A 13898-nucleotide genomic window follows, 5' to 3' on the forward strand; every position below is an offset into this window, starting at 1 on the left:
TCAGCGCCCCGGCTTCCGCAGCCCCAGTCGCGCCATGGACCGCCGGTGCGGCTGGGCCCGGCGAATCGCGCGTCGGGTGGCGCGGCGCTGCTGCGGCTTGTCGTCCCAGGATTCGGGGTGGCTGGCCACCCACTTCTTGGTGCGTATCGCGAACGGGATGTGGATCACGTAGGCCACGATGATCACCATGATCACGATGTAGCCGTAGAACACCGACGCAGCCACACCGATGGCGACCAGTGCGAGCAAGGGCGCCACCATGTTCGGCGGCACCGCGAAGGTGTGGATCTTGCGCATCGGGATCCGGCTGACCACCAGGAGCGAGACACCGATGATCCAGATCGACACCGCCCACTCGCTGGTCCACCACCCTTCGCCGAACTGCATCTTGGCGGCCAGCAGACCGATCGCGCCGATGGCGCCCGCCGGGGCGGGCATGCCGACGAAGTACTCCTTCTCGTACGCGGGCTGATCCACGTCGAGCAGCGCGTTGAACCGCGCCAACCGCAACACGATGCACACCGCGTACAGCAGCACCACGATCCACCCGATGCGCGAATGCGAAAGCATGGTGCCATAGATGATGAGCGCCGGTGCCACACCGAAATTCACCGCATCGGCGAGCGAATCGATCTCCTCGCCCATCTTGGAGGTGGCGTTGAGCATCCGGGCGACCCGGCCATCCAGTGCATCGAGGATCGCCGCGACCGCCAGAAACGCCATCGACTCGGTGGGCCGGTTGTCGAGCGCCATCTTGATCGCCGACAGGCCCAGACAGATCGCGGCCACCGTCATCGCGCTCGGCAGCATTCGCACGGAGAACGGCGGTGGCTTCATGCGGCCCTTGATCAACGACGGGGGCCTCATGCGCGGCTTGATCATGGCAACTCCGCCAGGACGGTTTCTCCGGCCAGCGTCCGCTGACCCCGAGTGACGAGCAGTTTCGAACCAGCAGGAAGGTAGGTGTCCAGCCGGGAGCCATACCGGATCAGGCCGTACGTCTCACCGATGGCGAGCTTGTCGCCGACATGGGCGTTGCACACGATGCGCCGGGCGATCAGACCGGCGATCTGCACGGCGATCACCTCGGTGCCCTCGGGGGTGCGGATGACGACGCTGTTGCGTTCGTTGTGCTCGCTGGCGGCTTCGAGCTCGGCCGAGTGGAAACGCCCGGGGCGGTGCTGGACGGCGACGACGTCACCGCCGATCGGGGCGCGCTGCACGTGCGCGTCGAGCACCGACAGGAAGATGCTGACCCGGGGCAGCGGGGTGGCGGGCAACCCCAACTCCGCCGGCGGCACCGCCTCTTCGATCAGGCACACCAGCCCGTCTGCGGGGGCGACCACCACGCCGGGGCGGGTGGGCGCCACCCGGGCCGGGTGGCGGAAGAACGCGGCGTTCGCGCCGGCGGCCAGCAGGCCGGCCCGGCGTACCCAGCGGCGCTTGCGGCCCAAGGCCGCTACGGCGAGGCTGGCGCCGACGAACGGTAATCCCGCCGAATGCATCGGCGGAACACTGGATCGCACCAGCGCCACGAGGCGTTCTGGTCCGGACTGCTGGAGGTCGGGGCGTCTGGCCATCGGGAGGATTCTACGTGCGGGCGGTGTCGGAATTGCTAGGTCAGGTCCCACACGGGAACAGTCGACCCGGCCGAGAGTTCGGCGATGTCCTCGGCGATCTCCAACAGGCAGTTCGCCGAAGCGAGCCAGCGAAGGTGATGCGAGGCCGGGGGACCGTAGCTGCTGACCGAGTCCCCGGTCAGCACACCCCGCCGGAACTGCCGTTTTCCGCGCGGCGAGGTCAGATCCTCGGTCAGCTGCGCGGTGCGCCGTGGCCGATCCGGTTCGGTGAGGCCCATCGCGGCACGCAGCGGCGAGCGGACGAACACCTCGAAGGACACCAGCGCGCTGACCGGGTTGCCGGGCAGCGTGATGATCGGAACACCGTCGACCGTGCCCGCGCCCTGCGGCATGCCGGGCTGCATCGCGACTTTGACGAACTCGACCTGATCCGACAACGAGTCTTTGACCACCTCGTATGCACCGGCGCTGACCCCACCGGTGGTGATGATCAGATCCGCGTCGGTGCCGTGCTCAGCCAGCGCGGCGCGGAAGGCGTCGACGTCGTCGGCGGACATCGGGGCGATGGTCGCCTGCGCGCCGGCATCGCGGACTGCCGCGGCCAGCATCACCGCATTCGACTCATAGATCTGCCCCGGCTGCAGTTCGGTGCCCGGGGCCACCAGTTCGGTGCCGGTGGACATCACCATGACGCGCTGCGGCGGCACCACGGGCAGGGTGGCCAGTCCGAGTGCCGCGGCCAGCCCGAGCGCGGCCGGGGTGATCACCTGACCGGCACGCAGCACGGCGGTGCCCGCGGTGACGTCCTCGCCGGCGCGGCGGATGTGCTGACCCTCCCGGGACGCCGCACGGATCGTCACGGTGTCCGTCGCGCCGTCGGTGGCCTCGACCGGAACCACCGCGGTGGCACCCGACGGCAGCGGCGCCCCGGTCATGATGCGATGTGCGGTCCCGGGCTGCAGCGTCAGCAGGTCGGTGCGGCCGGCCGGGATGTCCTCGGCGACCGGCAGAAGCACTGGCCTGTCCTCGGTGGCGGCGGCGACATCGTCGGCGACAACCGCGTAGCCGTCCATCGCGGAGTTGTCGAAGCCGGGCAGCGACAGCGGGGCGACGACATCGGCGGCCAACGTCAGTCCGAGTGTGTCGTTCAGCGGAAGATCTTGTGGGGCGCGGGCTTTGATCAGTCCGGCCACGACCTTCTGGTGTTCTTCGACGGTCCGCATGATCACACCGGGAAGCTGACGCCGGTGAGCTCTTCGGACACGGTCCAGAGCCGGCGCTGCAGGTCCTCGTCGTGGGACTGCTTGCTGGAGGTCACGAGCTTCGGATTGCCGACCATCTCGCGGAAACCGGATGGGCCGTAGTACTGGCCGCCACGAACATCGGGAGCGGTGGCGGCCCGCAACGTGGCCAGCGCCCCCTTGGCGGGGCTGTTGGTGAACAGGCCCGCGAGCTGGTTGTAACCGGGCAGGCCGGTTCCCGGGATGTGGCGCATGAGTTCGGTGTTGGACAGGCCGGGGTGGGCGGCCACCGCGATGGTCGGCTCGTTCTTGGCGGCCAGACGCCGCTGAAGCTCGTAGGTGAACAGCAGGTTCGACAGCTTGGATTGTCCGTAGGCGGCGACGCGGTTGTAGCTGCGCTCCCACTGCAGGTCGTCGAAGTGGATGGCCGCCTGGATGCGGTGTGCGACGCTGGCGACCGCGACGACGCGTGACCCGTCGACCGGCAGCAGGTGATCCAGCAGCAGGCCCGTCAGCGCGAACGCGCCGAGATGGTTGGTGCCGAACTGCAATTCGAAGCCGTCGACGGTGGTCTGTTTGGGCGGGTACATCACCCCGGCGTTGTTGATCAGCAGGTCGATGCGCGGGTAGGCGGTCCTGAGTTCATCAGCAGCGGTACGGACCGACTCCAGCGAACCCACATCCAGCTGCTGCACCCTGAGATCCGCCGTCGGCACGGCGGCGGTGATCCGGTCGACGGCCTCGCGGCCCTTGTCCAGGTTGCGTACCGCGACAACGACGTGCGCGCCCCGGGCGGCGAGCACACGGGCGGTCTCATAGCCCAGCCCGGTGTTGGAGCCGGTGACGATCGCGATCCGGCCGGACTGATCGGGGACGTCGGCCTCGGTCCACTTGGAATTGGCGCTCATGGGTTGAACATACGGAACGCGGGTGCTGGACGGCACCCCGGCGCCATAGCAGTCTGGGAACATGCGCACTCTGCTGGTCGATCCCGCGAATCCACCCAGCCGTAAGGCTCCGCTGGTGTGGGCCTTGAGCGCGGCCATTCCATGGGCGGTTCTGATCCTGGCACAGGTGATCTGGTTCGCGATCGACCAGCGGATGCTGTGGGTGCACGTTGCGGTCGCGGCTGTCACGGTGCTGGGCGCGGCGCTGTTTGTCGTCGTTGTCCCGATGTGGCGCTACCGGGTCCACCGGTGGGACATCAACATCGGCTCCGGGACGCCCGCGGTGTACACCCGCACGGGGTGGCTGGTGCAGGAACGGCGGATCGCACCGATCTCGCGCGTGCAGACCGTGGACACCTACCGGGGCCCGCTGGATCGGCTGTTCGGGCTGGCCAACGTGACGGTGACGACGGCGTCCTCGGCCGGGGCCGTGCGGATCGTGGCACTCGATGACGACGTGGCCGAGCGCGTGGTGGCGCAGTTGACCGACATCGCGGCGATCGGCGAACAGGACGCCACGTGACGCCGCCGGCTGAGCCGGCCATCGGGCCGCCGCCGGCCGAGCCGGCCATCCAGCGGCAGTGGCAGCGGCTGAGCCCGCGGATGCTGGTGGTCCACCCGGTACATGAAGTGCTGCAACAGATTCCGCTGCTGATCGGCGCGGTGGTGCTGGGCTCGGCGACCGGGAACCAGGGTTGGACGATCGCGGCGATCGTGCTCACCATCGCCGTCGGTCTGGCACGGTGGTTCACCACCAGCTACCGCATCGAGCTGGACGAGGTGCAACTGCGCACCGGGCTGCTGCAACGCAAAACGTTGTCGGTGCCGCGCAACCGGATTCGATCCGTATCGACCGATGCCCGGCTGTTGCACCGGTTGCTCGGACTGACCGTCCTGCGGATCAGCACCGGTCAGGAAGCCAAGGGCGACACCGAATTCGCCTTGGACGCGGTGGAGGCGCAGCAGGTGCCCCGGCTGCGGGCGATCCTGCTTGCCGATGCCGTACCCGTCGCCGAGGCACCGGCAGGACGCGAGCTGGCCCGCTGGCAGCCGTCTTGGCTGCGCTACAGCCCCCTGAGTTTCACCGGTCTGGCCATGATCGCGGCCGCGGCCGGAGTGATCTACCAAGCCAGTGCCGGTGCCGCGCTGCGGAACTCAGAGCTTGCGCAGTCCGGGATCGCGGTGGCCGAACACTTCGGAATCCTGGTCAGCGTGGTGGTCGGCGTCGTGATGGTGGTGCTGGCCTCGGTGGTGTTGTCGGTGCTGAGGTCGTTGCTCACGTACGGGAACCTGGTGCTGACCCGCAGGGACATTCCTGGACGGGGAGGAGCGCTGCACCTGCAACACGGTCTGCTGCGACTGCGCGAGCACACCTACGACATGCGGCGGCTCCGCGGCGGAACACTGCGTGAGCCGCTGCTGGTACGGGCCTTCGGTGGCGCCCGCCTGGATGCGGTGATGACCGGCGTCGGCGGCGAAGGGGAGGCCTCACTGTTGCTGCCACCGTGTCCCGCCGGCACCGCCAGGGGAGTGCTGACAGAGTTGATCGCGAGTCCTGGTGCCGTCGACGCACCGCTGGTCGCCCACGGTCCGGCGGCCGTGCGGCGACGCTGGACCCGTGCAATGACGCTGCCCGTGCTGGCGGCCGCGGTGTTGCTGGTGCTCGGGGTGCCGGTGTGGACGTGGGTGCTGTGGATGTTGTTGGTCGGGTGCGCCGGTCTCCTCGCCATGGACCGGGCCCGGTCCCTCGGACATCTGGTGCGCGACGGCTGGCTGGTCGCCCGCTCCGGCAGCCTGGAGCGGCGCCGCGATCACCTGGATGCTGCCGGGATCATCGGATGGACGGTGCGGCAGACGTTCTTTCAGCGCCGCGCCGGCGTGGCCACCCTGATCGCAGCGACCGCTGCGGGGGAGAAGCGCTATGCCGTGCTCGACATCCCGGCGACACGAGCGTGGTCCGTGGCGGCGGCCGCCTCGCCATGGGTGGCCGACAACGGGTGGGCAGTCGGTCCGGCAGGCCCCGAGTTGCGCTGAATTCGCGGACGTTTACTGTCGCTGCATGGCTATCGGTGGAGTGCTGTTCGACATCGATGGTGTGCTGGTGACCTCCTGGCAGCCCATTGACGGTGCGGCGCAGACGCTGCGGATATTGGCCGAGCAGCAGATCGCCCGGTCCTATCTGACGAACACCACCACCCGTACCCGCGCGCAGATCGCCGACCTGCTGACCGCCGCCGGTATGGACGTGGCGGCTGACGAGGTGATCACCGCGGCGGCCCTGACCGCCGAGTACGTGCGGGACCGGTATCCGGGCGCCCGATGTTTTCTGGTCAACAGCGGGCAGATCGGTGAGGACATGCCCGGCGTCGACGTGGTGTATTCGAGTGAATTCACCGGGCCTGCCGCACCCGAAACCCCTGACGTGGTGCTGCTCGGCGGGGCCGGGCCGGAGTACAACCACCTCACGCTCAGCTGGGTGTACGACTGGATGGCCCAGGGTGTGCCGGTCGTGGCGATGCACCGCAGCACCGCCTGGAACACCACCGACGGACTGCGGGTCGACACCGGCATGTATCTGGCCGGCATGGAGGAGACCTCGGGCCGCAAGGCCACGGCCGTCGGCAAGCCTGCTCCGGAAGGGTTTTTGGCCGCAGCCAACCGCCTCGGCGTCGACCCCGAGGAGATGTACATGATCGGCGACGACCTCAACAACGACGTGCTGGCCGCCCAGGTGGTGGGGATGGCCGGGGTGCTGGTGCGCACCGGAAAGTTCCGCCAGGCCACGTTGGAACGTTGGGCCGCAGACGAATTCACGATGCAACCCAACCATGTCATCGACTCGGTGGCGGATCTGCCCGAGTTGTTGGGCCTGTAGGCATCTGGGGCCCGGCCCGCCGCACCGTTTTCGACACTGGGTCGTGGTTTTTCGACGGGCACGACCCCCAGGTAGAAATCGGCGCGCAGGCGTCCGACTGAAACGCGCTCCTACACCGTGTAGCGGCGGTCGTACCCGGCCTGGCGGTCGGCGATCTGCTGCGCGCGGTCGTAGTCGAGCTGCTCGGGGTTGTAGTTGGGATCACTCGGGTCGTTGACGATGCCCGCGACCTCCGACGCCTTCACTACTCGCGTCGTCACCGTCGGCATGTTCGTGGCATCCGGGTCCACGCCCTGGAAACGCATGGAGATGGTGCCCTGATTCAGGCCGCCGGTGGACACCCAATTCGCCACGCCGGGGTCGCTTTTGGACACCACGATGGTGTACGTGCCGTCCGCGTTCTTGATGGCCTGGCTGTTGTTCAGGCTGGTCTGCTGATTGCGGGTGTCGCCGGTGATGGTCCAGTCGTTGGTCACCGGCACCACGAAGTACTCCGCATCACCGGGATCGACGGTGATGACCATCGCCTCGTCGTCCTTGAGCTGGAAGTAGCCGGCGCTCTGCAACTGGGTGGAGAGGAACTGCGCGTTGTGCTGTGGCTGGGACAGCACGTTGGGCTGGCCGGTGGCGGTTGCCACGGACATGTAGGTGTTCTCGCCGTTGATTCCGGTGACCAGCATCAGGATGGCCGTCTCGGCGGACGACAACAGCAGCGGTGCCTTGTCGAATGCCGGGACGATCGACACCAGGCTCATCAGTAGCGGGTTCTTCACCACCGTTTCGCCGATGACCGGGATGGCGAACCCGCCGATCTGGCTGAACAAACTGCTGGGCGGCCCGGCGGTCTTCTCGATGGTCAGCGTCATGGGAGTCTCGGTGTTCCAGTCCCCCAGGGTGTTTCGGGTGGCGAGGATGGTCGAGTTGGCCGGGGCCTGAATGTAGTTCATGCCCTTCTCGGCATTGGCCGGCGCCCCGTCGGGACTCACCACGATGGTGAAGGTCCCGTCGTCCCTGATGCTGAGGTCCTCGCCGTTGAGGTTGGCGGCGGTGACCCCGTTGATTCCGGTGAGCACACTGAAATTGGTGTTGGCAGAAGTGGGGTGGGTGCTCGGGTCGGCCGGGTCATACCCCGCGACCTTGCCCTCGATGTGGTAGGTCGAGGCGCCGTTGATGCCGGTGAAGCGGTAGACGGTGTCGGGGTTGTCGTACCAGATCCGGGTGCCGCCGGCGTCCTGCCCGTTCCAACTGTGTGGCGGGTTGACCTGCAGCAGCAGCTTGGGATCGTTCGAATTCAGTAGCAGGAACTCGGTTGCCGATTGGTTGGCGAACTCGGTCGCGGCCTGGTTGAGCTGCGAGAGGTTCGTGAAGTCGGGGCCACCGACCGTGGCGAAGTTCTTGGCCGCCTCGACGTACCAGGCCGCCATCAGGACCACCTTGGCCAACTGGACGAACGGTGTGTTGACGATCTGGCCGACCTGTTGTTCGGCCGCAAGCTGGTCCTCGGTGGCCAGCGTGCTCGTTGCCTCCGTGGTCGCTTCGGAGGTCACCTGCGACGTCGCTTCCGGTGTGGTGACGCGTCCGATGGGGACGAGCCCCTGCCGGCCATCACGGCGTGACCAGCCCAGCATCGCGGCCAGGCCGAGGTCCTGGATCGGGCTTACCGGCGATTCCGGGAGACGTGGCTTGAGCCGTTGCGTCACCGCCGCCACCATCTCCGGAATGGCCTGTGGCGTCGGAGCCTGGGTGCGGGGTGTCGACTCCGGAATGAGGTGATCCACAACGTCTTTCGCCACCCTCTTGGTGACGACTGTGAGCGTTTCCAGGGGAGCGGCGGTATCAGCCTCGGCGGCCGGTGGGCGGCTGTCCAGCGTGGCCCGCCGATTGCGGGGTGCGTCAGTTGTTTTGGTGATTGCCCGCGACACCGACTGCCGCGCGTTGTCGACTGCGGTTTCGACGGCTGCCTTGCCGTCCTTGTTGTCAGATTTCCGGTCGGGCGATGCGGCCGGCGATCGGCGTTCGCCGGCCTTGGAGCTACCGAGCGCGGACTCCACTTTGGCGGTCACGTCGCTGACTCGTTTGGACAGCTTCTGCGGGCCTGCCAAGGACGGCTTCCGGGGACCCTTCTTCGGGGTCGAGCTATTGGTCTTCGGGCCGTCCGCTGTTTTTGAATGCGTCCCCGACGAGTCCGAACCACCGGTCTCCGCGGATGCGATCGCGGTGCCGTTGACCGCCGCCACCCCGATGCCCAGGGCAACGGCGAGCGCGCCCACCCGCCCGATGAATCGTGCGCCTCCAGCGGTATCGGACGTCGTCGGCATAGCCTCTCCCCCAACTGTTCTGGCTGCAACAGAACGCAATTGGCCGACTGTAACAAGTTCCAGTTGAATCTCGGGGGAGTTTGGGGGACTCTGATTTTTTGTTGTGCGGGGCGGCCGTCAGGCCTTCAGATCCCTTATGGCTTCGATGCGTGCCTTCAACTGATCGGTGGTCGCGGCGGCCACCGGAGGCCCGCCGCAGATGCGTCGCAGCTCGTTGTGGATCCAACCGTGCGGCTTACCGGTGCGGTGATGGGTGATGGTCACCAACGCGTTGAGTTCACGACGCAATTCCCGCAACTGGCCGTGCGTGGTGCGCGGGGGCGGCGGACCGCCCGATACCGCGGCCTCGGCCGTGCGTTTGGTGATCTGCGCATCCTGCCTGCGCCGCAACAGATCTCGCATCTGTGAGGCGTCGAGCAGGCCGGGGATGCCGAGATAGTCGGCTTCCTCGTCACTGCCGGCCGCCGCCGCCGTGCCGAACGACGAGCCGTCGAAGATGACCTGGTCCAGTTCGGCGTCGGCGCCCAGGGACTCGAAGCCGTTCTCCAGCTCGCTCTTCTCGTCCTTGCGCTTCTCGGCAGCTTCGAGCGCCTCGTCATCCAGCCCGTCGGATTCCCGGTGCGGCTTGCCCAGCACATGGTTGCGCTGGGCTTCCATCTCGCTGGCCAGCAGCAACAGATTCGGTACCGAAGGCAGGAAGATGCTGGCGGTCTCACCGGCGCGGCGCGACCGCACGAACCGGCCGATGGCCTGCGCGAAGAACAAGGGGGTGGACGCGCTCGTCGCGTACACGCCGACCGAGAGTCGTGGCACGTCGACGCCCTCGGACACCATGCGGACCGCGACCAGCCAGCGGCTGGTGCCTTCCGAGAACCGGCTGATCCGGTCCGAGGCGCCGGGATCGTCGGAGAGCACCACGGTGGGCACCTCGCCGGTGATCTTGGTGAGCAGATCGGCGTAGGAGCGGGCGGTGGTCTGGTTGGTGGCGATGATCATGCCGCCGGCGTCGGGCACATGCTGACGCTTCTGCTGCAACCGCTTGTCGGCGGCCGCGATGACCGCTGGCATCCACTCGCCCGTCGGGTTCAGCGCGGTGCGCCAGGCCCGTGCGGTGTGCTCGGCGGTCAGCGGCTCGCCGAGGCGCGCCGCGTGCTCCTCGCCGGCACTGTCACGCCAGCGGGCCTCACCCGAATACGCCAGGAACACCACGGGCCGGACCACGCCGTCGGCCAGCGCGTCGGAATAGCCGTACACGTGGTCGGCCTGCGAGCGCTGGAACCCGGCCTCGTCGGGCTCGTAGTTGACGAACGGGATCGGGCTGTCGTCGCTGCGGAACGGGGTACCGGTCAGGGAGAGGCGCCGTGTCGCGTCATCGAAGGCTTCGCGCATCGCGTCGCCCCAACTCTTCGCGTCACCGCCGTGGTGGATCTCATCGAAGATGACGAGCGTCCTGCGGTTCTCGGTGCGCACCCGGTGCCGGGTGGGGTGGCTGGCGACCTGGGCATAGGTGACGACGACGCCGTGGTACTCGGCCGAGGTCTGGGAGTCGGAGTTGCTGAACTTCGGATCCAGTGCGATGCCGTTACGTGCCGCCGCCTGCGCCCACTGGATCTTGAGGTGCTCGGTCGGCACCACCACGGTGATCGCGTCGACCGTGCGGTCGTTGAGCAGTTCGGCCGCGATCCGCAGCGCAAACGTCGTCTTCCCCGCGCCAGGGGTGGCGACGGCCAGGTAGTCCCGCGGTTTGGCGGTCAAATACTTCACCAGCGCCTTGCGCTGCCAGCCCCGAAGTGCCTGGGTGCTGGGCGCTGCTTCAGCCCGCACCCTGGGACTCCTCTCCGTCGGAAAGCAGTCTAGGCCAGCGCGTTCCGTTGGCGCATCTCTGCAGGAGAATGCCGGGCGTGTCGCTAGACGAAGTGGTTGTCGTTCTTGACGAACCACTCGGCGCGTTCGGTGTCGGTGAGGTCGGCCAGCTGGGCGAGCCCCTCGAAATAGGCCTCCCGCGGCGCGCCGGGAGCAAACAGCATCAGCAACGACGTCGGCGCATCGGCCTCATTGCGGAAACCGTGGATCCCGCCCGGTGGGACATACAGGAAATCGCCCTGGTTACTGTCCGTCCAGTCGTTCCCGTCGTAGAGCTTGACGGTGCCTGACAGGACGAAGAAGGCCTCGGACATGCCCCGGTGAAAATGCGGACCGGGGCCGCCGGCCTGTGGGCTGATGTCGACGCGGTACAGACCGTAGTCCCCATTGGTCTGCTGTTGATTGGCGAGGTAGTGGTACTTCACCAATCCGAAGGAGTCGTAATCGGACGGCTCGTCCCCGCGCCTGACCCACGCGCTGACCTCCGGGTCGTCCTTCGTGTAGCGGGCCGGGGGATAGGGCGGCACATTCTTGGGGTCCCAGAGCGACACGGGGGCCAGCCTAGTCGCGACGCGGCTGTTGGTGCCGAGATCGACGCCAGGGTTGTTCGCGCCGCGCCGCAGCAGCCTTGGTGTCGAAAGTGGCGACGGGAATTCAGGCCCGCGAGTCCTGCAAGGCGGGGTACGTCACACCGGTCAGCTCCTCGGACACCGTCCACAACCGGCGCTGCAGCTCAAAGTCATGCGACTGGTCGCTGGACGGCACCACCTTGGGGTAGCCGCGTGACCCGCCGGGGCCGTCGGGGCCGAAGTACTGCCCGCCCAGCGCGCCCGGATCCGTCGCCGCACGCAACGTCGGCAGGGCGCCGGCCGCGGCGTCCTGAAAGAGCGGCTTGAGCAACGGGATGGCTCGTTGCAGGGCGCCAGGCAGGTGGCGCATCAGCTCGGTATCCGAACCGCCCGGGTGGGCGGCCAGGGCAGTGGTCTTCTCGCCGGTGAGCCGGCGCTGCAGCTCGTAGGTGAACAGCAGGTTGGCCAACTTGGACTGGCCATAGGCGCCGACCCGGCTGTAGCGCCGCTCCCACTGCAGGTCGTCGAAGTGGATCGTGGCGTTGATGCGGTGGCCGATGCTGCTGACCGTCACGACGCGCGAACCCGTCACCGGCAGCAGGCGATCCAGCAGCAGACCGGTGAGCGCGAAGTGGCCAAGATGGTTGGTGCCGAACTGCAGCTCGAACCCGTCGGCGGTGGTCTCCTTCGGCGGGTACATCACACCGGCGTTGTTGATCAGCAGGTCGATGCGCTCGTGCTTCTCTCTGAGCTCGTCGGCCGCTTCGCGTACTGACGCCAGCGATCCCAGGTCGAGGCGCTGCAGCTCCAGGTCGGCGTCCGGCACCGACCGTGAGATCCACTCGACGGCGGCCTCTCCTTTGTCCAGGTTGCGGACGGCGAGTACGACGTGGGCTCCCTTGGCGGCCAGGGCCCTGGCGGTCTCGAGCCCGAGTCCGGTGTTGGCGCCGGTGATGACGGCCGTGCGGCCCGATTGGTCCGGAATCTTGGCGGTGGTCCACTTGGTCATGGGAGACTCCTCGTGAGGCTAAGCGGAGTGGATACTCCGGTTGCGTTCGACTATACGGAACGCGCGCCCCGCTTTGTCAATGGTGTGTCTGCGTTTATCGACGGTTGTGTGAGGTGATGAAGAATGCGTGCGGATGCGGCGCGGAACCGTGCCCGGGTGCTCGAGGTCGCTTACGACACCTTCGCGGCCGATGGACTGTCCGTGCCCATCGACGAGATCGCCCGCCGGGCCGGCGTCGGCGCAGGCACCGTCTACCGCCACTTCCCGACCAAAGACGCGTTGTTCCAGGCCGTTATCGCCGAACGCATCCGCGGCGTCGTCGAGGAGGGGCGGACCCTGCTTGCCGAGGCCGATCCGGCCGAGGCGATGTTCACGTTCCTGCGGTCGATGGTGCTGCAATGGGGCGTCGCCGACCGCGGCCTGGTCGACGCACTGGCCGGATCGGGCATCGACGTCAACGCCGTGGTTCCCGAGGCCGAGGGCGAATACCTCGCCGTCCTCGGTGATCTGCTGACCGCAGCGCAATGCTCGGGTACGGCGCGAGACGACGTGACGGTCGCGGACGTGAAGGCAATTCTGGTCGGCTGCCAGGCCATGCAGAGTTACAACGCGGACGTGGCCGAGCGGGTCACTTCGGTGGTGTTCGACGGACTGCGGGCGGAAGGAAAACGGTGACCGCACTTCATTTCATCTCGGGTCTACCGCGATCGGGGTCGACGCTCCTGGCGGCGCTGCTGCGACAGAACCCGCGCTTTCAGGCCGGGATGTCGGGACCCTTGGCGGGCTTGTTCGACGCCTTGGTCGCCCAGATGAGCGCACGCAACGAGTTTTCGGTGTTCCTCGACGACGCCAAGCGGGAGCGCATCCTGCGCGGGTTGTTCGACAGCTACTACTCCGACTGTGTCGCCGAGGTGGTCTTCGACACGAACCGTGGCTGGTGCGCGCGGATGCCGGCGATCGCACAGCTGTTCCCGGATGCGAAAGTCATTGCCTGCGTGCGTGATCTACCGTGGGTGATCGACAGCATCGAACGCCTGGTGCAGCGCAACGTGTTCAGCCCGTCGTCGATCTTCAACTACAGCCCCGGCGGCACCGTCTACACGAGGGCCAATGACGTTGCCGCACAAGACGGTATGGTCGGCGGCCCCTACGACGCACTCAAGCAGGCGTGCTTCGGCGCCCAACGCGACCGCCTGCTGGTGGTGCAGTACGAGACCTTGACCACCGAGCCCGCCAAGGTCATGCACGCCATCTACGAATTCATCGGCGAGCCGGTTTTCGAACACGACTTCGGCCGTGTCGATTACGACGTCACCGAGTTCGACCAACGGGCCGGGACGCCCGGGCTGCACACTGTGCGGGGTGAGGTGAAAGCCGAACCGCGTGAGACCGTGCTGCCGCCGGATCTGTTCAATCGCTTTGTCCACGATGCGTTCTGGCGGGACCCGGGCAAGGTTCCGGACGGCCTGCGCGTCGTGTAGTTGACCGAGAAGCAA

At 67.4% G+C, this 13898-nt stretch carries 13 protein-coding genes; 5 read left to right on the forward strand and 8 right to left on the reverse strand.

Features of this window, described 5'->3' with window-relative positions:
- From pssA to HBE63_RS30230, 4 genes are read right to left on the reverse strand one after another with little or no spacing between them, the layout of a single operon-like run.
- Entirely contained in the window at positions 1 to 882 is an 882-nt protein-coding gene (gene pssA, locus HBE63_RS30215) for a CDP-diacylglycerol--serine O-phosphatidyltransferase (RefSeq protein WP_243858380.1), read from the reverse strand.
- On the reverse strand, positions 879 to 1580 hold the full coding sequence (locus tag HBE63_RS30220; RefSeq protein ID WP_166908855.1) for a phosphatidylserine decarboxylase: 702 nt from the start codon (positions 1578 to 1580) through the stop codon (positions 879 to 881). The genes pssA and HBE63_RS30220 overlap by 4 nt, the downstream gene beginning before the upstream one ends.
- A 35-nt stretch (positions 1581 to 1615) precedes the next feature.
- Positions 1616 to 2803 carry a gephyrin-like molybdotransferase Glp gene (gene glp, locus HBE63_RS30225; protein WP_166908857.1) on the reverse strand — a complete coding sequence of 396 codons (1188 nt, stop codon included), beginning with the start codon at positions 2801 to 2803 and terminating at the stop codon, positions 1616 to 1618.
- 2 nt (positions 2804 to 2805) lie between these two features.
- Entirely contained in the window at positions 2806 to 3729 is a 924-nt protein-coding gene (locus HBE63_RS30230) for an SDR family NAD(P)-dependent oxidoreductase (RefSeq protein ID WP_166908859.1), read from the reverse strand.
- Between the two features lie 61 nt (positions 3730 to 3790).
- Here HBE63_RS30230 and HBE63_RS30235 point away from each other — a divergent pair, with 61 nt between their 5' ends.
- The 3 genes from HBE63_RS30235 to HBE63_RS30245 all read left to right on the forward strand — a co-directional run bounded on the left by HBE63_RS30235 (position 3791) and on the right by HBE63_RS30245 (position 6643).
- Positions 3791 to 4291: a PH domain-containing protein gene (locus tag HBE63_RS30235; RefSeq protein ID WP_166908861.1), complete on the forward strand. Its 501-nt coding sequence runs from the start codon at positions 3791 to 3793 to the stop codon at positions 4289 to 4291.
- An 80-nt stretch (positions 4292 to 4371) separates the two neighbouring features.
- A complete protein-coding gene (locus HBE63_RS30240) occupies positions 4372 to 5802 on the forward strand; it encodes a PH domain-containing protein (protein WP_166910415.1) in 1431 nt (476 codons plus the stop codon).
- A 25-nt stretch (positions 5803 to 5827) separates the two neighbouring features.
- A complete protein-coding gene (locus HBE63_RS30245; protein WP_166908864.1) occupies positions 5828 to 6643 on the forward strand; it encodes an HAD-IIA family hydrolase in 816 nt (271 codons plus the stop codon).
- 110 nt (positions 6644 to 6753) lie between these two features.
- On the opposite strand, the gene HBE63_RS30250 is transcribed toward HBE63_RS30245, so the two are convergent.
- From HBE63_RS30250 to HBE63_RS30265, 4 genes are all read right to left on the reverse strand, one after another.
- Complete coding sequence (locus tag HBE63_RS30250) at positions 6754 to 8961, reverse strand: DUF1214 domain-containing protein (RefSeq protein ID WP_166908866.1); 2208 nt, start codon at positions 8959 to 8961, stop codon at positions 6754 to 6756.
- A 117-nt stretch (positions 8962 to 9078) separates the two neighbouring features.
- Positions 9079 to 10785 (reverse strand): DEAD/DEAH box helicase, encoded by a 1707-nt coding sequence (locus HBE63_RS30255; RefSeq protein WP_166908867.1) that lies wholly within the window; start codon positions 10783 to 10785, stop codon positions 9079 to 9081.
- Positions 10786 to 10868: 83 nt separating this feature from the next.
- Positions 10869 to 11375, reverse strand: coding sequence for a cupin domain-containing protein (locus HBE63_RS30260; RefSeq protein WP_166908869.1), 507 nt, complete (start codon positions 11373 to 11375; stop codon positions 10869 to 10871).
- A 103-nt stretch (positions 11376 to 11478) separates the two neighbouring features.
- Positions 11479 to 12402, reverse strand: a complete 924-nt coding sequence (locus HBE63_RS30265) for an SDR family NAD(P)-dependent oxidoreductase (protein WP_166908871.1) — start codon at positions 12400 to 12402, stop codon at positions 11479 to 11481.
- A gap of 123 nt (positions 12403 to 12525) precedes the next feature.
- On the opposite strand from HBE63_RS30265, the gene HBE63_RS30270 reads away from it, so the two are divergent.
- The gene (locus HBE63_RS30270; RefSeq protein ID WP_166908873.1) at positions 12526 to 13077 is read left to right on the forward strand and encodes a TetR/AcrR family transcriptional regulator; all 552 of its coding nucleotides are present in this window, start codon (positions 12526 to 12528) and stop codon (positions 13075 to 13077) included.
- Positions 13074 to 13883, forward strand: coding sequence for a sulfotransferase (locus HBE63_RS30275; RefSeq protein WP_166908875.1), 810 nt, complete (start codon positions 13074 to 13076; stop codon positions 13881 to 13883). The genes HBE63_RS30270 and HBE63_RS30275 overlap by 4 nt, the downstream gene beginning before the upstream one ends.
- The last annotated feature ends 15 nt before the right edge of the window (positions 13884 to 13898 follow it).

Source organism: Mycobacterium sp. DL440 (assembly GCF_011745145.1).
Lineage (GTDB): Bacteria > Actinomycetota > Actinomycetes > Mycobacteriales > Mycobacteriaceae > Mycobacterium.